The organism is Gymnodinialimonas sp. 202GB13-11 (assembly GCF_040932485.1).
Classification (GTDB): Bacteria; Pseudomonadota; Alphaproteobacteria; order Rhodobacterales; family Rhodobacteraceae; genus Gymnodinialimonas; species Gymnodinialimonas hymeniacidonis.
In genome coordinates, this window is sequence record NZ_JBFRBH010000001.1 from 3,711,887 (window position 1) to 3,733,755 (window position 21,869).

Below are 21,869 nucleotides of genomic sequence, written 5' to 3' on the forward strand. Positions count from 1 at the left end.
TCTTGGAACCGATTCCCTGTGGAGAAGGATTAGTTTGAGGGCTCCAACCCATCAGGCCGGCCAACCACAACAAATTGCAGCGTTTCCGGGTCTATCACCCGCTCGGCCACGCGCTGGATATCCTCCAACGTCACGGCCATGACACGCTCATTGCGGGTGTTGATGTAGTCGATCGGCATGTCATCGGCCTGCATCGCGGCCAGTGTCCCGGCGATAGAGCCGTTGCCGGAGAACCGCAGCGGATAGGCCCCGGTCATGTAGCGTTGCGCGGCCTCAAGCTCTTCCGCCGTCACGCCGTTCTCAGACAGGTCCTCCCATTCGGCGAGCACCACGTCGATGGCCTCGGCCACCAGATCGTTGGAGGAACTGAACGCACCCTGATGCATCGCGATATAGTCCGACAGGCCGGTCCACGTGCTGATCCCATAGGTCAGGCCACGCTCTTCGCGGACCTCCTGGTTGAGGCGAGACCGATAGCCGCCTGCGCCGAGGATCTGGTTCATTACGAAATACGGGAAGAAATCGTCATCCGTCCGCGTGATGCCTTCATTCCCGAACAGGACGGAGGATTGCGGGACGGGAAACTCCACCACTTCGATGCCGCCGGGGGCCATGAACTCCGCCTGTTCCGGCAGCGGCAGGTCCGACCCCGGCAGATCACCGAGCAACTCATCCAGCAACGCGCCCAGTTCCTCCGGCGTGATGTCACCGGCAACGCCGACCGACACCCGGTCCCGCACCAAGGCAGAGCGATGCGCGGCAACGATGTCGTCACGGGTCAGGCCCGCCACGCTTTCCACGGTGCCGTCGAGGCTGGTGGCATAGGGATGGTCGCCATAGGCCAACGCATTGAAGGTGCGGCCAGAGATCGTGTCAGGGTCCGTCAGGTCGTATTCGATGCCTGAGATCACTTGCTGCCGCACACGTTCCAGCGCGCCTTCGTCGAAGGAGGGCTCTACGATTGCGCCGCGCAGGAGCGCCAAAGCCTCGTCCCGGTTCTGCGTCAGGACCTCCGCACTCACCACAACCTCATCGCGGTAGGTGTCGAAGCCAAAGCTCGCCGCCAGCCCTTCCTGGGCGGCTGCGAATTCCTGCGAATCCAGATCGCCGGTGCCTTCTTCCAGCAATGCCATCATCAGGTTCGTGGCCCCGCGCGCGCCGGGCCGGTCGAGTGAACCGCCGCCGTCAAACCACATCTCGATGGCCATGAACGGGATGGAATTGTCCTGCACCAACCACGCCTCGATCCCGCCGGGGGAGGTCACAAGCTGGATGTCGATTATCGCCTCGACCGGTTCGATCTCCTCGGTCGCGGGCTGTGCTTGCGCGTGAAGCGTGACCGGGGCCGTCAGCATCGTGGCGGCAAGAAGCGGGGTGACAAAACGGGTGAAGGTCATTGCGACACCTCCTCTTCTTCGGTTTCAGGGGCAGGGCGGGTCAGATGGCCGATCACGGCAGGGTCTTGGGCAAACAGGGCGCGCGCCATCTCCATGACCTCGTCTGTGGTGATGGAGGCCGTGACCTCCAGCCAGTTTTCCCAATCCTCAACGGAATATCCCGTGGTCAAAGCCGTGCCGAGGCTGCGGGCCTGTCCGGCGGCATCGTCCTGCGCGTAGATCTGGCTGGCCTGCCACTGGAACTGGATGCGGTCGAAAGCAGCCTGATCGATCCCCTCTTCAAGGAAATCCTCCACGACGCCAAGAATGTCGGCCTCTGCCTGTTCAAGCGAGCGGCCCGGGATCGGCATGTTCAGCAAGGTGAATGGCCGATTGTCCAGGTTGGTGGAGCTATAATAGGCGGCGGCGAACAGCGAGACCTCATTCTCGATCTGCAATTCACGCGCGAAGACCGAGGTGAAGTCACTGTCGCTCAACACGGCGCGCAACAATTCCAGCGTCGCCTGCGAGCGGAGATCGTAGGCAAGTGTCTCGTCAACTGGGAACAGCATCGACACGTAGGGGTTCGCCACGCGGGGATCTTCGTAGATCACCCGTCGCAGGGCGTTTTGTGGCGGCTCCGCTGGCCGAACGCGCGATTCCTGATCGTCGGTGTCGGGATTAGCCGGGATCGGGCCGTAATGCTCTTCAGCCAGCGCGCGGACCTCTTCCGGGGTCACATCGCCTGCGACAACGACGATTGCGTTATTTGGGTGGTAATGCAGGTCATACCAGTCCTGCAGCATCTCGATCGTCAGTTCCCGGATCTCATGCCGCCAACCGATGATCGGCTGGCCGTAAGGATGGTTGCGATAGTAGGCGGCGGACATTTGTTCGTTGAACAAAGCGCCGGGTGAGCCATCGGTGCGCTGCGCGCGTTCTTCGAGGACCACCGAAATCTCAGTCTCGACCTCCTCGGGCACCAGAACCAGATCGCGCATCCGGTCCGCTTCCATCTGCATCATCAGACCCAGCCGGTCGGCGGCCACGGTCTGGTGGTAGGCGGTGTAATCCCACGAGGTGAACGCATTGTCCGACCCGCCATTGGCCTCAACCGTTTCCGAGAACTCGCCCGGCGCCATGTCGTCGGTGCCGTTGAACATCAGATGTTCCAGCAGGTGCGCAATGCCGCCCTGACCGGGCAATTCATCGGCCGCACCGGCGCGGTACCAGATCATGTGCGTGACAGAGGGGGAGCGGTGGTCTTCGACGACAACAACCTGCAGGCCATTGTCGAGGGTAAAGTCGCTGATCTCACCCGTGGCCTGAACGGCAAGGGGGGTGAAGGCCAGGCCAAGCGTCAGGCCGAGGCGTCGGAACATGTAGGTTCTCCGGCAATAATGGGTCTGCCGGTGAATGTATGGGAATGCAGGGGCGCATCAACCGCCATGACGCAGACGTTATGCGGAAACCGGGTCGGGTTTCCCGCACTGGCGCTGTGCGCGGTTATTCCGGCGGTGGGGCAGACGGCGTCTGCACGCCCATGCGGCGTAGGCGCTCAAGCTCCGCGTAGCGGTCCAACGACTGGTCTTCATAGGCGTCGAAGTAGACGTTGTTGCGGAACAGGCGTTCCAGCAAACGGCCATCGTTTTCGCGACGGAATTGCTCGTCCTCGGCCGCCAATGTCCCGCGAATATCGCTCGCTACGCCAAAGCGCCCTGCGTAAGTAACCAAGCCACCCGCAGACGGCGCGGCATTGATATTGCCGCCAAGTGCCGCGATGGCGTCAGCTTCCGGATTTGGGTCCGCGCGGTTGATGCCGCCCGGCGTTGGTGCAGGCAGATCGCGCGACGAGGGCATTTCCAACTCGCGCGTTGGAACGACGCTGAATTCATCCGGGCCGGATTCCGTGTTCCGCAAATTCATCAGCGTTGGCACACCATTCGAGCATGCCGACAGAGCCAGCACAGCAACGGTCAAACCCAAAATCGTAACGCGCATTGGCATCCCAATCTCTCCTTGCAGGGTCGGTCTAGCGCATCTTCGCAGGGGCGTCACGGGGTATCAGGTCGCCTCTTGGCGAGAATCTGCAAAGAAGATCAGCCCGAACGCACCCGCAAAGATGCCCACATCAGCGATGTTGAAGGCAAAGGGGTTCACGATCCCGCAGCAGGACATGTTCAGAAAGTCGATCACTGCCCCATGGATCGCGCGATCCAGCGAATTGCCAAGCGCCCCGCCGATCACGGCACCTGCGGCCAGCAAAGCAATCGGGCGCGAGAGGCCGGTTTTTGCCCAATATAGCAGCCAGCCGATGATCACGGCGGCCACGCCGATCAAGACCCAGCGCATAACCTCGGGTCCGCCGCCGAAAAGGCCGAAGTTGATGCCCGTGTTCCAGCCCAGGTGGAAGTTCAGAAGCGGCGGCAGCACTTCGAGGTGCCGCAACTCGATCAGGTTGAGGCCATAGAGCACGCCATATTTCGACCCCTGGTCGAGGGCGAACCAGATCAAGGCGCTGAAGAAGACGAGGCGCATAGGTGGGCCTTTCGAAATTCGGTTGCGTCCTAGATAGGTCAGTCTTGCGCGGCTTGCACCTCGGCAATCAGCGCTTCGACCGGGCTGCTGAGGATATGGACCAACGTTTCGCACCCCTGATGTGTCAGGGCGAGGTTTGACGCCCACATCCGTGCACCGGCCTGCGGGTCCCCGTCATAGATCATTCCGATGATCGTATCCGAGTCGCGCAATCCCATGACGTCGCCGATGACCCCATCCAATGCAGCGGCAAGCCCCTGAGGATCCACGGGTTCATCGCGATAGGCGCAGGGGCTGCGCGCGATTTCCTGCAATCCGGCCAGTGCCAGGGCGCCGTCCGCAAAAGCGGGCGACGCTGCGAGGAGGGTCTGCGCTATGAGCAGCGCGGAGCCGAGGAGGGGTAAGGGACGCATGGGACGCTCCTTTAGTGGCGGAAGTGGCGCATGCCGGTGAAGACCATGGCAAGCCCGGCCTCATCAGCGGCGGCAATCACCTCATCATCACGCATGGAGCCGCCGGGTTGGATCACCGCGGTTGCTCCGGCCTCGGCTGCGGCGAGAAGGCCATCGGCGAACGGGAAGAACGCGTCTGATGCCACGACGGAGCCCTTGGCGGGCGTCTCGGCCAGCCCCAGCTCATCGCCCATCCGCGCGGCTTTCAGCGCGGCGATGGTCGAGCTGTCCACGCGGCTCATCTGGCCAGCACCGATACCCACAGTGGCATTGCCCTTGGTGTAGATGATCGCGTTGGATTTCACGTGTTTCGCCACCGTCCACGCAAAGCGCAGATCGGCCATCTCCTTCTCGGAGGGTGCGCGCTTGGTCACAACTTTCAACGCGTCCTCAGACACATGGCCGGTGTCCTTGTCCTGCACCAACAAACCACCCGCGACTTGCTTGAACGCGGTGACTTGGGTGCGCGGGTCGGGCAGACCACCGGTTGTGAGAAGCCGTAGGCTCTTTTTCGCCGCAAATATCGCCTTGGCGTCGTCGTCGGCATCGGGCGCAATCACGACCTCGGTGAAGATCTTCACGATCTCTTCCGCTGTTGCACCGTCGAGCGTCTGGTTGAGCGCGATGATCCCTCCGAACGCACTGGTACGGTCACAATCGAACGCGGCTTTGTAGGCCTCCAGCACGGACTCACCCTTGGCCACACCGCAGGGATTGGCGTGTTTGATGATCGCCACGGCGGGACCGTCTGCTGGCGGGAACTCCGCCACCAGCTCAAACGCCGCATCCGTGTCGTTGATGTTGTTGTAGCTGAGCGCCTTGCCCTGATGCTGTGTGGCCGTCGCAACGCCCGGGCGGTCGGAGCCGTCCAGATAGAAGCTCGCTTTCTGATGCGGGTTCTCGCCATACCGCATTTCCTGCGCCAGCGTGCCCGCGAACGCGCGGTGGGGCGGTGTCTCAATCTCCGCTGCACCCGCCATCCAGCTGGACACCGCTGCGTCATAAGCCGCTGTCCGCGCGTATGCCGCCTGCGCCATGCGTTGCCGGAAGGCGAATGTCGTGCCGTATTGCGCCTCCAACTCTTCCAATAAGCCCGGATATTGTCCCGGCGTGGTCAGCACCGTCACCGCGCCGTGGTTCTTCGCTGCCGCGCGGATCATCGCGGGGCCGCCAATGTCGATATTCTCGATGCAGGTCTCATAATCCGCACCCGCCGCCACGGTCGCCTCGAACGGATAAAGGTTCACGCAAAGCAGGTCGATCGGGCCGATCCCATGCTCTTTCATCGCCGCCACATGGTCCGAATTGTTGCGCAATGCCAGCAAACCGCCATGGATCATCGGGTGCAGCGTCTTCACGCGACCGTCCATCATCTCAGGGAAGCCTGTAACCTCGGAGACGTCCTTCACAGCCATTCCGGCTTCGCGCAGCGCCTTGGCCGTGCCGCCCGTCGACAGCAACTCAACCCCACGATCCGCCAGTGCTTTCGCAAATTCCAGAAGGCCGGTCTTGTCGGACACAGACAGCAAAGCTCGGGTCAGCGGGGCGGGATCTTGCATGGGCAATCCTATTTGGTGGCCGTGTCAGAACGGCAGATCAGGGGCGGGCAATAACGCGGCGGGGCGCGCGATGCTCCAAGACACGGCAGCCCCATAGCCCCTTACGCGGTTGGTTAAAACGATCTGTTTTGTCGCGCGTGGGGTCAGGCGGCCCGCATCGAAGTAGACGGAGGGTTGAATCGAAAGCTCTCCCTCACCGCCATGGCGGAAGACCCAAACTTCCTCGTTCGGCAACGTAAGCGAGATCGCGGAGCCGCCCATATCAAGCTCCACCACCACATCCGGGTGCAGGTGAAACCGCGCGGCGAAACGCAGGCCCACATCGGACGGCAGGTTGCGGTTGATCGACAGGAACTTTTCGCGGTCGGCCGCGTCCAGCGCCGCCAAACCGTCTTCCCCGCGCAGCAGATTGCCGTGATCCTCAAGCGTGAGGGAACGCAAATGCGCTAGCCCATGCGTGCGCCGCCATCCGTCATGGGACAGGATCACGCCCTCGCCATTCGCAATCTCTGCCCATTGCACGGACACGTCTGATGGCCCCTCGGCAAAACCAAGCCGTTCGGGCGGCACATCGCGCGCCTTTTCGGTGAAGCGAGACGATGAATAACCCTGAAGTGAGACCGTCGAGTGGCTGACAGTGGCACGGCCCGCACGCCGCCAGTCAGGCCCAAATGCAGCACCAGAGCCCGCGTTGACGATCAGCGGGTGGTTGGCAGACGTCATCTCAAACGCCAAGGTGCCCGCATGGGCATTGGTCGAACTCGGGCCGATCTGCGGCGGGGCTGCATCGGTGATGACCGTCACGCGACCGGCCGCCATGCGGGCAAAGCCCATGGCCAAACCCTTGATGCGTGACGGGCGAACGCCCGACTGGATCAATGCCCCGATCAACCGCCCCGGCGCGCCGCGCCCGCCGCCATGGGCGCGCACAAGGCTGCCGTCGGCGTGGCGAACCGCGCGCAAGGTGGGCGCAATGCGCATGATGGCCGTGTCGATGGCCGGATCGGCCTGTTTTCCCGTCTCTTGCAGGATCTGCGCGGCCCAGGTGAGCAGTACGAAAACCTCCAACAATTCCTCGGGGTTGCGAGTGACGATACCGCCTTGGCTGTCGATCTCGCGCGCGCATTCCCGGGCGAGGCCGTTCAGGGCCGGATCAAGCTGCGTTTCCATCCCGATCAGCGCGCAGGCGGAATAGATCAGACCAGTCAGCGCCTCGAACCGGGGCAAACCGCTGGAGGTCTTGGTCCATGTTTTCGCAAGGTATGCGGTCTGGCGGGAAAGGGCGGCGTGGAATGCCTTGGAGTCTGTTGGATCCTGCCCATTCATCAGGAACAGCGCCTGGCTGATCCAGCGGATTTGCCGCCGTCCGGTCAGGTCCGGGCTCCACCCCGGACCTTTCCCTGTGCCGTAGCGCACCAGCCAATCGCCAAGCCAGGCTTGTGCTGTGGCGCGGCCACCGCCATCGGGGATGGCCGCCAGATCGTCGAGCCAGTCGAAGCCGTGAAGCGCGGCCTCAAACGCGTCCGTTGGCGGATCAATGTCCCAAGGGCTTTGACCGGCCCCTTCGACCAGCGCGCCACCCAGCCGGAAATTCCCGGCCAAAAGCTGCCGCCCACGCGCGGCGGAGCCGGGAAAGCGCGGCTCAGGCTGCCAAAGAAATCCCTGCATCTGCGGGCCAAAGCCCGCCCGCCAAACAGCCCAACGGTGCCCACGCCGCGCATCGCGCGCGCGGGGCCTTCCGGGGGAGGGGGTTAGCGGCTCGGACATGGGTGAATGGCTGCTCGGGCGTTGGTTTTGGCGCGGAATATAAGGGCTGAGGCGGGCAGAGTCACTTGCGGGTCAAGGCGGCCATGTAGAAGCCATCGAGGCCGCCCTTGTCGGGCCAGTGGGACGGGAAGATGCGTAACCCACCTTCGGGGCTGGCCCACTCCGGATCGCCGCCGAGGCTTGTGGGGTCGGCCGGGACCACGCGCAGATCCGGGTGGCGTTTTAGCGCGGCTGTAACCTGATGCTCGCCCTCAACGGGCAGCAGCGAACAGGTGCAATAGACCAGCGTTCCACCGGGGTTCAGCAGCGTCAGTGCGTGGTCGAGAAGCTGCATTTGCAGCTTGGTTAGCGGCTCAACTTCACGCCCGTTTTTGACGAATGGGAGGTCTGGATGGCGGCGGATTGTACCGGTCGCGGTACACGGCGCATCCAGTAGGACGACGTGATATTTTGCTTTGTGATCAAAGGCATCTTCAGTCACGAGCTTGGCGTTCAGGCCCGTACGTGCCATGTTTTCGGCGACCCTTTCCATGCGCGGTTCGGACACATCAAGTGCGGTGACGTCAGCCCCGGCAGCGGCGAGTTGCATCGTCTTGCCACCGGGTGCGGCGCAAAGGTCGAGGACGGTTTTCCCTTTGAGATCAGGGAAAAGCCGGACGGGCAAAGCGGCGGCGGCGTCCTGCACCCAGAATGCACCTTCGGCGTAGCCGGGCAGGGCAGTGACTTGCGGGTGATTGTGAAAACGGAGGGAGCCGGTGGGCAGGCGTTCGGCGCCCTCAATGGTGAAATCGGGATCTTTCGGCGTGATGTCGAGCGGTGGGGTTATCGCATGTGCAGCTTGGATTGCGGCGAGGCCCTCCTTGCCGATCCGCTTGCGCAAGGCCTTGTCGACCCAGGGCGGCACGCGTTGCGCAGGCGCGTTCGCAAAAGCCTCCGGTCCATCGGCGATGACTTTGCGCAGAACGGCATTGACCATGCCCGAAGCCTTGGCGGTCTTGGGGTGCTTTTTTGCAATGGAAACAAGATCATGGGTCACGCCATGTGCGTCTTCGCCATTGCCCAGAAGCTCCACCACTCCAAGCCGCAGGATGTTCTGCACGGCAAGCTGCGGCTTGCGCATGGCATAGGGTTCCAGCACCGCGTCGGCGGCCCCGATCTGCCGCAAAACTTGCGTGGCAAGGCGGCTGGCGCGAGCGGCTTCGGCCCCCTCAGCCGGGACCTTCACATGCGCCAGCATCCGCTTTTCGCGCAGGACGGCATCGAGAAGGTGAAGGGCGGCTTGGCGGGCCTGCATGGGCGCGGAATCCTTGTTCTGGAACAAGCGCCGCGTATATCAGGGGGGACGGATGAGACAAGCAGAGGCGTGAGCGAATGACCGAACGGAACGATTTGCCGCCCGAAGCGCAACGCGCGCTGGCCGAGGCGGAAGAGCGTCGGAAGAAGGCGAAAGAGCTGGATTTGCCGACCGAATTGGGCGGGCGTGACGGGCCAGAACCCGTGCGCTACGGCGATTGGGAGAAGAAGGGCCTCGCCATCGATTTCTGAGGCCCGATGATCCTCCCGAACGGGAGGAGTTGTTCCCGAACGGGAGGATATTCGTGATTAACGGGTGAAAAAACCCTCCCGAACGGGAGGAGTTTCAGGCCTATCTTATACGGAAATCCGCGATTTCGCCTGTGCCCTGATCGGCGTGGAAGCGGATCGAATTGCCATCCACCGACACAACCTGACAATTCCGCCCGAACTGCCGGTCGCCGGCATCGAGCGTTCGGCAGAACATTCCACCTTCCCAAGCCCAGGTTCCGGTCACATCGCGCCCAAGCGCGCGGCCTGCGATGGATCCATCCGGACTGACGCGAAGCGAAACGCCGATGCGAGTCAACTCGCGGCCCTGCACATAGGATAGGAACGTGCCGCGGTCGCTGACGCGTGTCAGGTCGGCCAGCGCCGGGGCGGTCAGGCAGAGGCTGGCCACGGCGGCGGTGAAAATGGTCTTGAAGGTCATGTCGGTCCTCCGCGCTCTCAAATTGGATGCGGAGGGAGGTAGACCGTTTCGGCTAAAGGCCAAGCACGTCCATCATGTCGAACTGACCCGGACCCTTGCCCTGCCCCCAAAGCGCGGCCTTGAGCGCGCCCCGTGCGAAGATGGCCCGATCCGTAGCCAAATGGCGCAGGACGATGCGTTCGCCGTCGGCTGCGAAGATCACGTCATGCTCGCCCACCACATCGCCGCCGCGAATGGCCGTGAAACCGATATCGCCGCGCTTGCGGGCGCCGGTGATGCCGTCGCGGCCCCGGTCCGCCACATCCGCCAGAGACACGTTTCGCCCTTCTGCAGCGGCCTCCCCCAGCATGAAAGCAGTACCAGACGGGGCGTCGACCTTGTGGCGGTGGTGAGCCTCGACAACCTCGATATCAAAATCCTCATCCAATGCGGCGGCGACCTGTTGGGTGAGTTTCACCAGAAGGTTCACGCCAAGGCTCATGTTGCCCGCGCGGATGATCGTGGCGTGTCGTGCGCAAGGCTCTAGCTGCGCGATTTCATCCTCGTCCATGCCAGTGGTGCCGATGACGTGGACGCAGCGCGCCTGCGCGGTCAACTTTGCGTGAGCCAGCGTGGCGGCGGGGGAGGTGAAGTCGATCACCGCCTGCGCCTTCACAATTGCATCAAGCGGATCGTCACAGACCGGCACGCCCGTTTTTGCGCCGCCCATCGCCTCGCCCAGATCGCGGCCGACCCATTCATGGCCTGCGCGCTCGGTCACTGCGATCAGATGCGCCTTGTCGGATGCATTCACGATCTCGATCAACATCTGACCCATGCGGCCAGACGCGCCCATGATTGCGATTGCGGTGCTGTCCATCTTGCGGCCTCCGGTTTTGTTGGAATGCGTCGTAGCGGAACCCTGCCTGACAGGGAAGCGTCGCTTGCGGGGCGCGCGTGCATGGCCTACCTCTGGGGCTAAGTTAAGGACGACCCGATGGCACGCAACACCCACCATGATGGCCCCGGCCCCTCGCAACGGCAGTTGCGGGTGGGCGAATTGATCCGCCGCACGTTGTCGAGCGTGCTGTCGCGGGGCGATGTGCATGACCCGGAGCTGAACCAGATGTCGATCACGGTGGGTGAGGTGCGGACCTCGCCAGATCTGAAGGTCGCGACGGTCTACGTTATGCCCTTGGGTGGCGGAGCGCGGGAAGAAGCCATCCAAGCGCTCAAGCGCAACAAGGGTGAGCTGCGCCGCGCGCTGATGAAGGATATGACGCTGAAATATGCGCCCGACCTGCGCTTTGTGATCGACGAGACATTCGACCGGATGGACGAAACGCGCGATATGCTGGCCCGGGCGGAGGTGCGCCGGGACGTCGAGAAGGATGCAGAAGAATGATCCGTGCGGTTGCCCTGTTGACGGCTCTGCTGGCCCCGACGGCCTCAAGCGCGCAATGCGAGACGGTTCTGTTTGACGAGGCCGAGTTCACCGCCTGCGCGGTTGATCTGGCGGAGGCCGACGTGCGCCTGTTCCTGCGTGACGGCGAGGGCGAGGTATTCGGCACGTTTGGCCGGGTTGAGGATGCACTGCCGGATGGGCGACGGCTGGGCATCGCGATGAACGCGGGCATGTTCCACGAGGATCGCTCTCCCGTCGGTCTTTATGTCGAGGATGGTGAGCAGGAGATGCGCATCATCACCTCGGATGGGCCGGGGAATTTTGGGCTGCTTCCCAATGGGGTCTTGTGTCTGGGCGAAGGTGAGGCGGCGGTGGTCGAAAGCCGCACGTTTGCCGAAAGCCCGCCGTCCTGTGTGCACGCGACGCAATCCGGGCCGATGCTGGTGATCGACGGTGATTTGCACCCGCGCTTCATCCGAGACAGTGACTCGCTGAATATTCGGAATGGCGTTGGTGTGGACGAGGACGGAAACCGGTTGTGGATGGTGATCTCGAACCAGGCCGTGAACTTTCACCATTTTGCGCGGTTCTTCCGCGATCATCTGGGCACACCGAACGCGCTCTACTTCGATGGCCGTGTCTCGCGCTTGCATGCGCCTGAGATCGGGCGGTCGGACCTTGGCTTTCCGATTGGACCCATTCTGGGTGTCGTGGTGGGCGACGAGGATGCAGCGTCGGGCGACGGCTGAATGGGACGCAAGCGGAAGGGACGGGACGTTTCCGGCTGGCTGCTGGTGGACAAACCGGCGGGGATGACCTCCACCGCTGTGGTCAACAAAGTGCGCTGGTGTTTTGACGCGAAGAAGGCGGGACATGCGGGCACGCTGGATCCGGACGCGACGGGGCTTTTGCCGGTGGCGTTGGGCGAGGCGACGAAAACGATTGCCTATCTGGGTGATGCGCTGAAGGCCTATGAATTCCGGATGCGGTTAGGCGTTTCCACAACAACCGATGATGCCGAAGGCGAGGTGATTGAAGAGCGTGACCTGCGCCCCATTGACGCTGAGATCGAGGCGGCTTTGTCGGCATTCGTGGGCGATATTCAGCAGGTTCCCCCGCAATTCTCCGCCGTGAAAGTGGACGGCGAGCGGGCCTATGACATTGCGCGGGGCGGCGGCGAGATGGAGCTGGCCGCGCGGGATTTGTATGTTGATGAGCTGTCGCTGATCGGCCGTGTCGACGCGGATCATGTGGATTTGCGGTTTGTTTGCGGATCCGGTGGCTATGTGCGGTCGATCGCGCGGGATCTGGGCGAGGTGCTTGGCTGTCTGGGCCATGTGCTATGGCTGAAACGGGTCTGGGTTGGGCCGTTTGACATGGAAGAGGCTGTTGCGCTGGATCGTGTGGAAGCCTTGGCGAAGACGGCTGAAATTGACGCGTTGCTGGAGCCGGTTGGTCTGGCGTTGGACGGCTTGCCAGAAATGCGAGCGACCGAGGCAGGTGCTGTGCGGTTGCGTAATGGCAATCCCGGGCAGGTTCTGCCGGGGGATGTGGACTATGGTGATCTGGCCTGGGCGTCGCTGGACGGGGTGCCGGTCGCTGTGGGGCGGTTTCGGTCAGGGGAGCTTCATCCGGAGCGGGTGTTCAATTTGTGAAGTCCGGACGGGCAGGGTGACGTCGGCCCACCCGCCCGCCCCCGCCGTCCCCCTGCCCAGCGCCCCACGTTCGGGGCTGTGCAAGGGGTGAGGTGGAATTGCATATTTTCGGAACAAAGAGGGCGCAGGCTTGATTGAGCGGGAACATCTGAAAGGGGATGCGGCGTCGGTCGCTGTCTATTCACCTTGCGAGAAGTATCGCTATTCGCTGACGCGCGTTTGGGATGACACTGGACGGAAGGCCTTGTTCATCATGCTGAACCCCTCGACCGCAACGGAAGTCCAGAATGATCCAACGGTCGAGCGGTGCGAGCGGCGTGCGCGCGCCCTGGGGTTTGGCGCGTTTCGGGTGCTGAATATCTTTGCTTGGCGCGCGACGGACCCGCGCGACATGCGGGCGGCGGAGGATCCGGTCGGGCCGGGCAATGATGCGGCGATCCTGGGGTCACTCGATTGGGCCGATGCAGTGATTTGTGCCTGGGGCACCCACGGCGCGCACCGTGGGCGGGGGCCGGACGTTGCGGCGATGCTGCGTGAAGCGGGCGTCGAGATGATGCATCTGGGCCTGTCGAAAGAGGGGCATCCGAAGCATCCGCTTTACATAGGCTACAAGGTGCAGCCGGAGGTGTGGCATGGCCATTGAGGGGTTCACGCAGAGCTTTGTCGATGTCGGCGCGGTGCGGTTGAGCGTGCATCGGGCGGGTGCCGGCGCGCCGCTGATCCTGCTGCATGGCTTCCCGCAGAACCATCGTTGCTGGGAAAAGATTGCGCCTTCCCTGGCCGAGCATTTCGATGTGATCGTGCCAGATCTGCGCGGCTATGGCGAAAGTGACGCGCCGGAGGGAGTCGCGGCTTATGCCAAGCGCGAGATGGCGCGGGATATTGTCGGGCTGATGGATGCGCTCGCGTTGGCGAAGGCCCATGTTCTGGGACACGACCGGGGCGCGCGGGTGTCGTATCGGTTGGCGCTGGATCATTCGGCTCGGGTGGACCGGTTGGGGATCATCGAAATTGTGCCAACCGGGGATTTCTGGGCGGCCTGGGACGCGGAGCTGGCCATGGCGGCCTACCACTGGACCTTCCTTGCGCAGCCCGCGCCTTTGCCAGAGCGGATGATTGCGGCGGACGGGCCGGGATATATCGACTGGACGCTTGCAAGCTGGACCCATAGGCGGTCGCTGGATGTGTTCAGCGAAGCCGCTTTGGAAAGCTACCGCGCGCAGGGGGCTGATCCGCTGCGGGTGGCGGCTATGTGCAATGACTACCGAGCTGGGGCGACGATTGATCGACAGATAGATGCGGAAAGCCGTTCTGCGGGTCTGAAGATCGCAGCGCCGATGTTGTTTCTCTGGGGCGCTGGCGGCTTCCCGGCAAAGACGGGTGATCCTTTGGGGGTCTGGCGCGACTGGGCCGAGGATTTGAGTGGGGTTGAGCTGGAAGGCTCTGGCCACTTTGCTATGGAAGAAGTGCCGGACGCCGTCTTGGCCGCAGTGCTAGGCCACTTTGCCGAGGCGGACTAGGGCTGAATAAAGGCCCCCACAGGCACGATGACCTGTGGGGGCGCACTGCTCGAATTATTGATGTGTCAGGCGCTTGTGCGTAGGTCGATCACGTTAGGATCCAGACCCTGTGCGCCCGTTACGCTGAGGACAACCTGCCCGTTCAACATGATGTCTGCGCCGGAGCCATCCGCGAAGTCCTGCACTTCGATGATTGGGTTAGGAGTTGTGTCGGGATCGTAGATGACCTCAATCCGATCTTCCGATGGATTGAAGTCGGAAACGGTTCCGGCAGACGCGTCATCGACAATATGATCCCCGCTGACAAAGGTGTCCGCCCCCGTTCCGCCTTGCGCGATGTCGCCATTGCCCAGAATGATTTCATCATCGCCGCTGCCACCGAGAAGGACGTCGCCTTGATCCTGATCGCCAGTTCCGTGGCTGAACGTGCCATTCAAAAGGTCATTGCCGGATCCACCATTCAGGGTGTCGGCACCGGCGCCGCCGTGCAGAACGTCGTCTTCGCTGCCACCATAAAGCGCGTCGTTACCATCGCCGCCGAACAAGGCATCACGGCCCGCGCCGCCGTCGAGCGCATCATCGCCCTCGCCGCCATCCAGAAAGTCGATGCCGTCGCCGCCGTGTAGATCATCATCGCCGAAATCGCCGTGCAGCTCATCATTGCCGCCGCCGCCGGACAGTACGTCATCGCCATCATCGCCAAACAGGGCATCCTGCCCGTCACCACCCGACAGCACATCGTCGTTGAAACTGCCGGTCAGGGCATCTTCGCCGCCGGTTCCGAACGCTGCATCTATATCGCCGCGGGCGTCGAGCATGTCAGAAGTGCCGCCAAGGTCCGACAGGTTTGATCCAAGATCATCCATGATGCCTTCCAACACCGCAGCACCGGGAACACCGTCCGTTACGGTTTCGACAACGTCGACGATCGGGTCAATCAAAGGGATATCCCCGAGATCGTCGGGCAAATCGATGGGCAGTTCTGGTATGAGCCCCAGGCCGTCAGTCAGGCCGACAGCATCCTCTTCCACGCCGCTCATCTGGATGAGGACGTCCTTTTCCGTCATGTCAGCGGCGTCCTGCACGATCGTCACAGGTTGGCCGTTTGCGTTGATGACAGCATCATCCGTCTCTGGATCGGAGTCGATGGTGATGACCGGCGCATCTTTTTCGCCGCCATCAAAATCCATTACCAGCATGTCCGTGCCGGGCAAGAAATCGGAAACGAGTGGCACTTCGGCCCCGTCGTCCAGCACCGTGGTTTCCGTCACCTCAAGCAGGGCATTCGCACCTGCCCCCTCGGGCGTTGGAGTGCTTTCGTAAACCTCGCTCTCTACTTCGCTGTCCTCGGCCATGTCGACATCGTCGAGCGGCGTATAGCCAAGGGTTTCGGCGCGCGTCTGCAGAGAGGGGTCTTCCGCATCCTCTTCATTCGGCAGTAACTCATCCAGCGTTGTGATCCCGCCAGACGCCTCCTCAGGCGAGTCTGCCCCATCGGCAGCCTCATTCTCCTCATCCTCCGTTTCGGGGTTGAACAGGCCATCCACGGTGAGGCCCGCGAGCAATAGGGCAAGGACACTTCCGGCGACGAGCATATGGGTTCCCTCAAGGTTGATGGGGCGCGTGAAACAGGTTCAGGAGACATCGACCCCTAAAAGGGGCCTGACCCGGCCTTCTGGCAGAGTTCCGGTCCAGGGCCGCTGCGCGATCACAGCAGGCACAGGCCTGGCCGATCCGGGATAACCGGTGACGTCTTGCCGAACCCTAAAGACCAAGCCCCATAATAGTGAAAATTTGACCCAATGGCCCGGTCCAATTTCGCTCTTGGTTAACGGCGCGGGAACGGAAGGGGTTTTCACAGCGGGGGATTCGGTGTACGGCCCCGCATCCGCCTTAAAGCGGACCCTCCACGGGCCTTGCTGGACGACATCCCGGCTTGCGCCATAACCCTTAATCCTGAAGGAGACCCCGATGTCGATCACAGCTGAAGAAAAGCAGCGCCTCATGAAGGAATTCGCCACGAAAGAGGGCGATACAGGTTCCCCTGAAGTTCAGGTGGCCATCCTCACGAGCCGCATCACGACCCTGACCGAGCACTTCAAGACCCACAAGAAGGACAACCACGGCCGCCGTGGTCTACTGAAAATGGTCGCACAGCGCCGGAAGCTTCTGGACTACACCCGCGCCAAGGATGAGGCCCGCTATCAGGACCTGATCAAGCGTTTGGGCATCCGTCGCTAAGACGGACGTTCAGTTGGCGAAAAGAAGGGGCCCCGGTGGGGCCCTTTTGTTTTCCACCCGATGCAAGGCAACAGTTTCGTTGATTGTGTCGAAAGGGCCATTGTTGCCCAGCACCTTTCGATGCACGCAAAATCCACTGGTAACGGCTTTGGGGATGTTACGAAAATGAAAATCTCGCTCGACCATGACGCCGCCTTGGTGCTGTTCGACTTTCTGTCTCGGACAATTGATGTGGAAAATGGCAAGAAGCTGGAGCCAGCCGTGGCACATGATGGTGAGCTTTGGGCCTTGAATTCTCTGTTGGCGATTTTGGAAACGTCTGTCTCCGACTCTTTTGACGATAACTATCCAGTCAAAGTGTCTGCCGCTCTTCAGGCACTTGTGTCCAAGAGTGGGGCTTGGCCGTCGTCAGACGACGAAAGCTGAGTTTAGTGTGAAGCGTTGCTGCCAAAGCCTCGGGCGTCGTCACTCCGCGAGTTTGTCTTGCGGCAGCTCCGAACACGTCCATTGGATCCCGCATTTCAAACCGCAAACTTATGCGGCCTGAGGATATGCACCGGCTCCACATAGGCGATGCCGGAATAGTGCTCGAAATAGCGGTCGGCGATGGTCTGGATGATCGCCTCGGCCTTTTCGGCATCACTGACAATGGCCTCGATCTTCACGTTCGACAGAACCCCGCCCACACCGGGGCGGTTGGCCGACCGCTTGCCCCGGCTGCCGCGCCCGCCCGCATCGACATGGGTGTAGCCGGTCGCCCCGCCCGCCATGATCAGCGCGGCGACGCCGTCGAGGATGGAGCGTTCGGTGATGATCACGATTTTGGTTGCGTCATACATATCAGGTCTCCGCGTCAAAGGCCGATGGTGAGGTCTGCGAGTGCGATCCAGAGGGGGATCGACAGGATTGCGATGGGGGTGCCGAGGCCGGTGGATGTGCCCACGTAGGACGATGGGTTCGCCTCGGGCAAGGCCCCGCGCAGGGTGGGTGGACCGGAGATGTCCGAGGAGGACGCCGCCATGACCGCGAGCAGGACGACGCCGCCACCGGAGAAGCCGGTGAATTGGTGGACGATCAGCCCTGCGCCGAAGCCGAGTGCGCCGTGGACGAGGGGGGCGAGGAGGCCGTAGGCGATATAGGCGTGGGCGACTCCCTTGAGCTCCGACAGGCGCGACCAGGCCTCCATCCCCATGATCAGCATCAGGATCGACAGGAGGCCCCGGAAGAGGATGTCGTAGAAGCTCTCATAGACGGAGTCGGGCCGGGCGAAGATGCCAAGAGCGAGGCCGAGGAGGAGGGCCGAGATCGCGGCGGAGCGGAACGTGTCGACGAGTATGCCTTTGACCATGCCTTTCGGCAGGCCCTGAGGCCCGGCGGTGGCGGTGCCGTCGGCGTTGATCGTGGCGGCGGCTTTGCGTTCTGCACTGAGGCGAGCGAGGACGATCGCGGTCACAAGGGCGGCGATGTCCATGAAGGGATAAAGCGCGCCGATGAAGCCCTCATAGGCGATGCCATCGCTGTCGAGCATCGCCATGGCAGCGGCGAGGGTGGAGGCAGAGACGGCCCCGAAGAGGCCTGCTGTCGCGTAGCCGTCCATCGGGTTCACACCTCTGAGCCGGGCGAGCGTGCCGGTGCCCAGAAGGACGATTGCGATCCCGACCAGGGCGGCGAAGAGGGCAGGGACGGCGAGGTCGAGTAGGTTGGCCTCCCGCACCGAAATGCCTGCGCCGAGGCCGACCTTCATCAGCAGCAGGAAGACGATCCATTTGTAGACGGGCTCGGGGATTTCCAGCTTGGAGCCAAAGGCCGCCAGCGCCATGCCGCCGATCAGGAAGGCCAGCGTGGGTTTCTGCATCTGCTCCACAATGGTTGTGGCAATGTCGATCAGCATGGGCATGCCCCCTGGTGTGACGGTTCGATGGGGGAGATAGCGATGGGTCGGTGAGAAGAAAAATATATCTTTCTGCACGTAACGTTCTATTTTATCGAATATGGATCAGTTGAACTATCACCATTTGCGATACTTCCGGGACGTGGCCCATGAGGGGAACCTGACCCGCGCGGCGGAGCGGTTGAACGTGTCGCAATCGGCTTTGTCGACGCAGATCAAGGCGTTGGAGGCGCGATTGGGACATGCCCTGTTCGAGCGGGTGGGGCGACGGCTGGAGTTGACCGAGGTGGGCCGGATCGCTCTGGACCATGCGGATCGGATCTTTGCCACGGGTGCGGATCTGATGGCGGTTTTGAAGCAGAGCGGTACGCGGGTGCCGCCTTTGCGGGTGGGGGCTGCGTCAACGCTGTCGCGGAACTTTCAGCGGCGGTTTCTGGGGCCGGTTCTGGGGCGCGAGGATGTGGAGTTGATCCTTCGGTCGGGGTCCGAGGCCGAATTGGTGGACGGGTTGGCCAGCCTGTCTTTGGACGTGGCGCTGATGACGGAGCCGCCGCGTGGCGACGGGCGGGCGGAGCTGCGCGCGCACCGGTTGGCGGAGCAGGCGGTTGGGTTGCACGGGCGACCGAAATTGATGGGCGGGACTTTGGACGTTTTGCTGAGGGAAGGGCGGTTTCTACTGCCGACGGACCCGACGATCAGCGCGGGGTTCGTAGCGTTGGGGGAGCGGTTTGGCGTGACGCCGAAGATCGCGGCGAGTGTGGACGATATGGCTATGGTCCGACTGCTGGCGCGGGAAGGCGCGGGGATCGCGGTGACGCCAGCTGTGGTCGTGGCCGATGAGTTGGAGAGCGGGCGGTTGGTGTCTGCGCCGTTTGATCTGGGCATTGAGGAGCGGTTCTTTGCGGTGACGCTAAAGCGGACGTTCCCGCATCCGCTGCTCGATGGGTTGATTGCGGAGGCGGGGGCTTGAGGTGGATCGCGCTCTTCCTCGGGCTTGCAGCCCTCCTCGCAGCGGTTTTGTGGCAGGTGAGCCGGGCGCGGGAATATCAGTTTTTTGGGGAAATCGTGACGCGTGGAGAGGGCTCTGCGCAGGTCGTCGCGCTGACCTTCGATGATGGGCCGACGGCGGCGCATACGGGGGCTCTGTTGGAGGGGCTTGGCGAGGCGCGGGCGACGTTCTTTCTGGTCGCGCAGGATATTGTCGCCAATCCTGAGGCGGCTGAGGCGATTGTGGCGGCGGGGCATGAGATTGGGAACCATTCGTGGGATCATCCGCGGATGGTGTTGATGTCGCCCGCTGCCGTGAGGGCGCAGGTCGAGGATATGGACGCGGCGATCAGGGCGTTGGGATATCACGGGGCGATCCCATTCCGGCCGCCGTTCGGGAAGAAGCTGTTCGTGCTGCCTTGGGTGCTGTCTCAGATGGGCAGGCCCTCCGTGATGTGGTCGATGGAGCCGGATACGGTGCTGGGGGCGGAGTTGTCGGCGGAGGACCTGACGGCCTATGTCGTGGAGGGCGCGGAGGCGGGGGATATCATCCTGCTGCACGGGATGTTCAGCGGGAATGCGGCGACGCGGGAGGCTTTGCCGGGGATCGTAGCGGGGCTGGCCGCGCGGGGGTTCGGGTTTGTGACGGTGAGCGAGATTTTGGGGGAGTGATCACGCGTGATCAAGGTTGAAACCGGAACCTTGAGCGGGATTTATTGTTTTAAAACAGGGGTCGGCCTTCAAAAACATTTCTATAATTATAGAAATGTTCCGAACATGGTTAACGGGGCCTGACGTGGCGTTTTTGCTTCGGGTTTTCGGGCGGGTCGGGCTAGGGTTTGGCCGAGGAGGGACGGGCCATGATCCCAACATTTCGGGTGTTGATCCACATGGGCGGATTGCAGCGGTTGGCGCCGTTTTGGATCGCGGGCCTCGTGCTATTTGCGCTGAACTTTGGGTGGCTTGCTTGCGTGGCCCTGGCCTATGGCGTGGTGCTGCAATTCTTCGTGGAATATGTGCTGCACCGGTTTGTCTATCACCGCGACCCGCCGGCGGAGCAGTCGCCGTTCAACGCGCTCTACCGGGCGCATATCGGGCACCATGAATTTCCGAATGAGCCGGAATTCTTCACCGGCGGGGACGATTGGTTTGCGGTGAAATTCGGGGTCGGGGCTGTGGTGCTGCATACCCTGCTGCTGTGGGCGGTGCTGGGGTTCTGGGACGCAGGCCTGTTCGGGGCGGTGGCGTTGTTTGTGGGCTCGGTCTCGGCGTTCACGTTCTATGAATATTGTCACACGCTGGCGCATCTGGACGTGCCGAAGGGGTGGTTCGGGAAGCGCGTGACGCACGAACATCTGCGGCATCACTTCAACGACCATGACAGCAATTTCCATGTGAGTTTCGGGATGGGCTGGATCGATTGGCTGTTTGGGACGGGGTATGATCGGGATGTCGCGAAGGCGCGGTTTGATCGGGGGACGGTGATGTCTTTGGGGATGGACCCGGAGGATTTGCGGCTGGTGACGGCGCGGAAGGCGTGGGGGTTGCCGGAGCGTGGGTCCGGGCGCTGAGCACAGGCGTTGACGGGCTTGGGTGCGGCGATCCTTGCCTTTGATGGGGGCACTTTATGGTGGCCAAGCTTTTTTGTCCCTTTCGGGCGGAGCACCAAGCGGCAACCAAATCGCCGGGCCCGGGGGAGGCCCGGCGATGGCGGGGCGGCGTTCGCCGCTGTTAACCCGCTGAGGCTCCAAGTTAGCTACTGAAACAGCTTATTGAGATAAACCCAACGAAGAAAAATCAAGCGGTCTTAGATTTTGACGGAAGCGCCGCCGACCTTTCATGAGGCTTGCTTTACGGCGCGAAGCAAACGAGGCTACTTGTCCATCACACCGCACGCCGGAGAAGATCGAGTTGACTGTTATGATCCGAACCTTTGTTTTCAGTTTCTATTTGCTTTTTCTTCCATTCGCTGCGCGCGCAGAATGCGTGGATTTCCAACCAGCTACGGAAACGTCCGCGGGGCATTTGCAAACCTTCCCAAGTTTCTTGATCCTCGGAATTTCGGCCGCGGTGCGGGACGGGGGCGACCAATATATTTGGAGCTACCCTGATTTGCCAAACGGCGGCATCCAAGGTGAGCACATTTGTGCTCCTGTGTCTTTGGTTCCATTCGCGAACGGACGCACATTTGCATCGATGACTGAAAATGACCAAGCGCAGCGGCAAGCGCTGCAAATATTCGGCTTACAATTGCATGATGGCGTGGATTACCGCGCTACCTATCCAGCGGCGTACGAACAAATCCTTGAGAGAAACCAGTTCTTTCAGTTTCCCGGAGGGGTGATGTGGGTGATGAACTTTGAGGAAGGGTCTGCCCCAGCCGCCGGGTCCGAGGTTTTGAACGGATTGATCTCAGAAAATAGTCAATGCGAGACACACTCAGTTCTGATCGCCGACAATACCGTTCTGATCCCGGTGTGTTAGGTGTAGGGCG

General features: G+C 62.1%; 25 protein-coding genes. 12 read left to right on the top strand and 13 right to left on the bottom strand.

The window, feature by feature from the left end:
* Positions 1-29: 29 nt before the first annotated feature.
* From V8J81_RS18950 to V8J81_RS18985, 8 genes are all read right to left on the bottom strand, one after another.
* The gene (locus V8J81_RS18950; RefSeq protein WP_368477682.1) at positions 30-1,355 is read right to left on the bottom strand and encodes a M16 family metallopeptidase; all 1,326 of its coding nucleotides are present in this window, start codon (positions 1,353-1,355) and stop codon (positions 30-32) included.
* 38 nt (positions 1,356-1,393) lie between these two features.
* Positions 1,394-2,758: a M16 family metallopeptidase gene (locus V8J81_RS18955; protein ID WP_368477308.1), complete on the bottom strand. Its 1,365-nt coding sequence runs from the start codon at positions 2,756-2,758 to the stop codon at positions 1,394-1,396.
* Between the two features lie 124 nt (positions 2,759-2,882).
* On the bottom strand, positions 2,883-3,383 hold the full coding sequence (locus tag V8J81_RS18960; protein ID WP_368477309.1) for a DUF3035 domain-containing protein: 501 nt from the start codon (positions 3,381-3,383) through the stop codon (positions 2,883-2,885).
* 57 nt (positions 3,384-3,440) lie between these two features.
* A complete protein-coding gene (lspA, locus tag V8J81_RS18965) occupies positions 3,441-3,914 on the bottom strand; it encodes a signal peptidase II (RefSeq protein ID WP_368477310.1) in 474 nt (157 codons plus the stop codon).
* Between the two features lie 38 nt (positions 3,915-3,952).
* Positions 3,953-4,327, bottom strand: coding sequence for a hypothetical protein (locus V8J81_RS18970; RefSeq protein ID WP_368477311.1), 375 nt, complete (start codon positions 4,325-4,327; stop codon positions 3,953-3,955).
* A gap of 11 nt (positions 4,328-4,338) precedes the next feature.
* Complete coding sequence (gene purH, locus V8J81_RS18975) at positions 4,339-5,925, bottom strand: bifunctional phosphoribosylaminoimidazolecarboxamide formyltransferase/IMP cyclohydrolase (protein ID WP_368477312.1); 1,587 nt, start codon at positions 5,923-5,925, stop codon at positions 4,339-4,341.
* Positions 5,926-5,949: 24 nt separating this feature from the next.
* Positions 5,950-7,692 (bottom strand): heparinase II/III family protein, encoded by a 1,743-nt coding sequence (locus tag V8J81_RS18980; RefSeq protein ID WP_368477313.1) that lies wholly within the window; start codon positions 7,690-7,692, stop codon positions 5,950-5,952.
* A gap of 61 nt (positions 7,693-7,753) precedes the next feature.
* A complete protein-coding gene (locus tag V8J81_RS18985) occupies positions 7,754-8,986 on the bottom strand; it encodes an RsmB/NOP family class I SAM-dependent RNA methyltransferase (RefSeq protein WP_368477314.1) in 1,233 nt (410 codons plus the stop codon).
* Positions 8,987-9,063: 77 nt separating this feature from the next.
* Here V8J81_RS18985 and V8J81_RS18990 point away from each other — a divergent pair, with 77 nt between their 5' ends.
* Positions 9,064-9,237 (top strand): DUF1674 domain-containing protein, encoded by a 174-nt coding sequence (locus V8J81_RS18990; RefSeq protein WP_368477315.1) that lies wholly within the window; start codon positions 9,064-9,066, stop codon positions 9,235-9,237.
* Between the two features lie 100 nt (positions 9,238-9,337).
* Here V8J81_RS18990 and V8J81_RS18995 read toward each other — a convergent pair whose 3' ends face one another.
* The gene (locus tag V8J81_RS18995; protein WP_368477316.1) at positions 9,338-9,697 is read right to left on the bottom strand and encodes a dihydrodipicolinate reductase; all 360 of its coding nucleotides are present in this window, start codon (positions 9,695-9,697) and stop codon (positions 9,338-9,340) included.
* Positions 9,698-9,749: 52 nt separating this feature from the next.
* Complete coding sequence (gene dapB, locus V8J81_RS19000) at positions 9,750-10,556, bottom strand: 4-hydroxy-tetrahydrodipicolinate reductase (protein ID WP_368477317.1); 807 nt, start codon at positions 10,554-10,556, stop codon at positions 9,750-9,752.
* Between the two features lie 117 nt (positions 10,557-10,673).
* On the opposite strand from dapB, the gene rbfA reads away from it, so the two are divergent.
* The 5 genes from rbfA (at position 10,674) to V8J81_RS19025 (ending at position 14,256) form a co-directional block, all read left to right on the top strand.
* The gene (gene rbfA, locus V8J81_RS19005) at positions 10,674-11,081 is read left to right on the top strand and encodes a 30S ribosome-binding factor RbfA (RefSeq protein ID WP_368477318.1); all 408 of its coding nucleotides are present in this window, start codon (positions 10,674-10,676) and stop codon (positions 11,079-11,081) included.
* The gene (locus V8J81_RS19010) at positions 11,078-11,830 is read left to right on the top strand and encodes a phosphodiester glycosidase family protein (RefSeq protein ID WP_368477319.1); all 753 of its coding nucleotides are present in this window, start codon (positions 11,078-11,080) and stop codon (positions 11,828-11,830) included. Before rbfA ends, V8J81_RS19010 begins: the two co-directional genes overlap by 4 nt.
* Positions 11,831-12,736 (top strand): tRNA pseudouridine(55) synthase TruB, encoded by a 906-nt coding sequence (truB, locus tag V8J81_RS19015; protein WP_368477320.1) that lies wholly within the window; start codon positions 11,831-11,833, stop codon positions 12,734-12,736. It begins immediately after the preceding gene.
* A 130-nt stretch (positions 12,737-12,866) separates the two neighbouring features.
* Positions 12,867-13,379, top strand: a complete 513-nt coding sequence (locus V8J81_RS19020) for a DUF1643 domain-containing protein (protein ID WP_368477321.1) — start codon at positions 12,867-12,869, stop codon at positions 13,377-13,379.
* Positions 13,369-14,256, top strand: a complete 888-nt coding sequence (locus tag V8J81_RS19025) for an alpha/beta fold hydrolase (RefSeq protein WP_368477322.1) — start codon at positions 13,369-13,371, stop codon at positions 14,254-14,256. The genes V8J81_RS19020 and V8J81_RS19025 overlap by 11 nt, the downstream gene beginning before the upstream one ends.
* A gap of 65 nt (positions 14,257-14,321) precedes the next feature.
* Here the strand turns inward: V8J81_RS19025 and V8J81_RS19030 are convergent, their stop codons facing one another.
* Positions 14,322-15,851, bottom strand: coding sequence for a calcium-binding protein (locus V8J81_RS19030; protein WP_368477323.1), 1,530 nt, complete (start codon positions 15,849-15,851; stop codon positions 14,322-14,324).
* A 376-nt stretch (positions 15,852-16,227) separates the two neighbouring features.
* Here V8J81_RS19030 and rpsO point away from each other — a divergent pair, with 376 nt between their 5' ends.
* On the top strand, positions 16,228-16,497 hold the full coding sequence (gene rpsO / locus V8J81_RS19035; protein WP_368477324.1) for a 30S ribosomal protein S15: 270 nt from the start codon (positions 16,228-16,230) through the stop codon (positions 16,495-16,497).
* 165 nt (positions 16,498-16,662) lie between these two features.
* A complete protein-coding gene (locus V8J81_RS19040; protein WP_368477325.1) occupies positions 16,663-16,923 on the top strand; it encodes a hypothetical protein in 261 nt (86 codons plus the stop codon).
* Positions 16,924-17,018: 95 nt separating this feature from the next.
* On the opposite strand, the gene V8J81_RS19045 is transcribed toward V8J81_RS19040, so the two are convergent.
* Complete coding sequence (locus tag V8J81_RS19045; protein WP_368477326.1) at positions 17,019-17,336, bottom strand: P-II family nitrogen regulator; 318 nt, start codon at positions 17,334-17,336, stop codon at positions 17,019-17,021.
* 14 nt (positions 17,337-17,350) lie between these two features.
* The gene (locus tag V8J81_RS19050) at positions 17,351-18,388 is read right to left on the bottom strand and encodes a sodium-dependent bicarbonate transport family permease (protein WP_368477327.1); all 1,038 of its coding nucleotides are present in this window, start codon (positions 18,386-18,388) and stop codon (positions 17,351-17,353) included.
* 100 nt (positions 18,389-18,488) lie between these two features.
* On the opposite strand from V8J81_RS19050, the gene V8J81_RS19055 reads away from it, so the two are divergent.
* The 4 genes from V8J81_RS19055 (at position 18,489) to V8J81_RS19070 (ending at position 21,859) form a co-directional block, all read left to right on the top strand.
* Complete coding sequence (locus tag V8J81_RS19055; RefSeq protein ID WP_368477328.1) at positions 18,489-19,358, top strand: LysR family transcriptional regulator; 870 nt, start codon at positions 18,489-18,491, stop codon at positions 19,356-19,358.
* Complete coding sequence (locus V8J81_RS19060; RefSeq protein ID WP_368477329.1) at positions 19,355-20,047, top strand: polysaccharide deacetylase family protein; 693 nt, start codon at positions 19,355-19,357, stop codon at positions 20,045-20,047. Before V8J81_RS19055 ends, V8J81_RS19060 begins: the two co-directional genes overlap by 4 nt.
* Before the next feature lie 188 nt (positions 20,048-20,235).
* A complete protein-coding gene (locus V8J81_RS19065; RefSeq protein ID WP_368477330.1) occupies positions 20,236-20,946 on the top strand; it encodes a sterol desaturase family protein in 711 nt (236 codons plus the stop codon).
* 340 nt (positions 20,947-21,286) lie between these two features.
* Positions 21,287-21,859, top strand: coding sequence for a hypothetical protein (locus V8J81_RS19070; RefSeq protein ID WP_368477331.1), 573 nt, complete (start codon positions 21,287-21,289; stop codon positions 21,857-21,859).
* Positions 21,860-21,869 lie beyond the last annotated feature (10 nt).

Bases quoted from the DNA above. Each gene is read 5' to 3' on its own strand.
- V8J81_RS19050 (WP_368477327.1), bottom strand. From the start codon at position 18,388: ATGCTGATCGACATTGCCACAACCATTGTGGAGCAGATGCAGAAACCC.
- purH (WP_368477312.1), bottom strand. From the start codon at position 5,925: ATGCAAGATCCCGCCCCGCTGACCCGAGCTTTGCTGTCTGTGTCCGAC.
- V8J81_RS19045 (WP_368477326.1), bottom strand. From the start codon at position 17,336: ATGTATGACGCAACCAAAATCGTGATCATCACCGAACGCTCCATCCTC.
- V8J81_RS18950 (WP_368477682.1), bottom strand. From the start codon at position 1,355: ATGCTGACGGCCCCGGTCACGCTTCACGCGCAAGCACAGCCCGCGACC.
- V8J81_RS19040 (WP_368477325.1), top strand. From the start codon at position 16,663: ATGAAAATCTCGCTCGACCATGACGCCGCCTTGGTGCTGTTCGACTTT.
- truB (WP_368477320.1), top strand. From the start codon at position 11,831: ATGGGACGCAAGCGGAAGGGACGGGACGTTTCCGGCTGGCTGCTGGTG.
- V8J81_RS18995 (WP_368477316.1), bottom strand. From the start codon at position 9,697: ATGACCTTCAAGACCATTTTCACCGCCGCCGTGGCCAGCCTCTGCCTG.
- V8J81_RS18955 (WP_368477308.1), bottom strand. From the start codon at position 2,758: ATGTTCCGACGCCTCGGCCTGACGCTTGGCCTGGCCTTCACCCCCCTT.
- V8J81_RS18990 (WP_368477315.1), top strand. From the start codon at position 9,064: ATGACCGAACGGAACGATTTGCCGCCCGAAGCGCAACGCGCGCTGGCC.
- lspA (WP_368477310.1), bottom strand. From the start codon at position 3,914: ATGCGCCTCGTCTTCTTCAGCGCCTTGATCTGGTTCGCCCTCGACCAG.
- rpsO (WP_368477324.1), top strand. From the start codon at position 16,228: ATGTCGATCACAGCTGAAGAAAAGCAGCGCCTCATGAAGGAATTCGCC.
- V8J81_RS18970 (WP_368477311.1), bottom strand. From the start codon at position 4,327: ATGCGTCCCTTACCCCTCCTCGGCTCCGCGCTGCTCATAGCGCAGACC.
- V8J81_RS19010 (WP_368477319.1), top strand. From the start codon at position 11,078: ATGATCCGTGCGGTTGCCCTGTTGACGGCTCTGCTGGCCCCGACGGCC.
- rbfA (WP_368477318.1), top strand. From the start codon at position 10,674: ATGGCACGCAACACCCACCATGATGGCCCCGGCCCCTCGCAACGGCAG.
- V8J81_RS19030 (WP_368477323.1), bottom strand. From the start codon at position 15,851: ATGCTCGTCGCCGGAAGTGTCCTTGCCCTATTGCTCGCGGGCCTCACC.
- V8J81_RS18985 (WP_368477314.1), bottom strand. From the start codon at position 8,986: ATGCAGGCCCGCCAAGCCGCCCTTCACCTTCTCGATGCCGTCCTGCGC.
- V8J81_RS19065 (WP_368477330.1), top strand. From the start codon at position 20,236: ATGATCCCAACATTTCGGGTGTTGATCCACATGGGCGGATTGCAGCGG.
- dapB (WP_368477317.1), bottom strand. From the start codon at position 10,556: ATGGACAGCACCGCAATCGCAATCATGGGCGCGTCTGGCCGCATGGGT.
- V8J81_RS19025 (WP_368477322.1), top strand. From the start codon at position 13,369: ATGGCCATTGAGGGGTTCACGCAGAGCTTTGTCGATGTCGGCGCGGTG.
- V8J81_RS18960 (WP_368477309.1), bottom strand. From the start codon at position 3,383: ATGCCAATGCGCGTTACGATTTTGGGTTTGACCGTTGCTGTGCTGGCT.
- V8J81_RS18980 (WP_368477313.1), bottom strand. From the start codon at position 7,692: ATGTCCGAGCCGCTAACCCCCTCCCCCGGAAGGCCCCGCGCGCGCGAT.
- V8J81_RS19055 (WP_368477328.1), top strand. From the start codon at position 18,489: ATGGATCAGTTGAACTATCACCATTTGCGATACTTCCGGGACGTGGCC.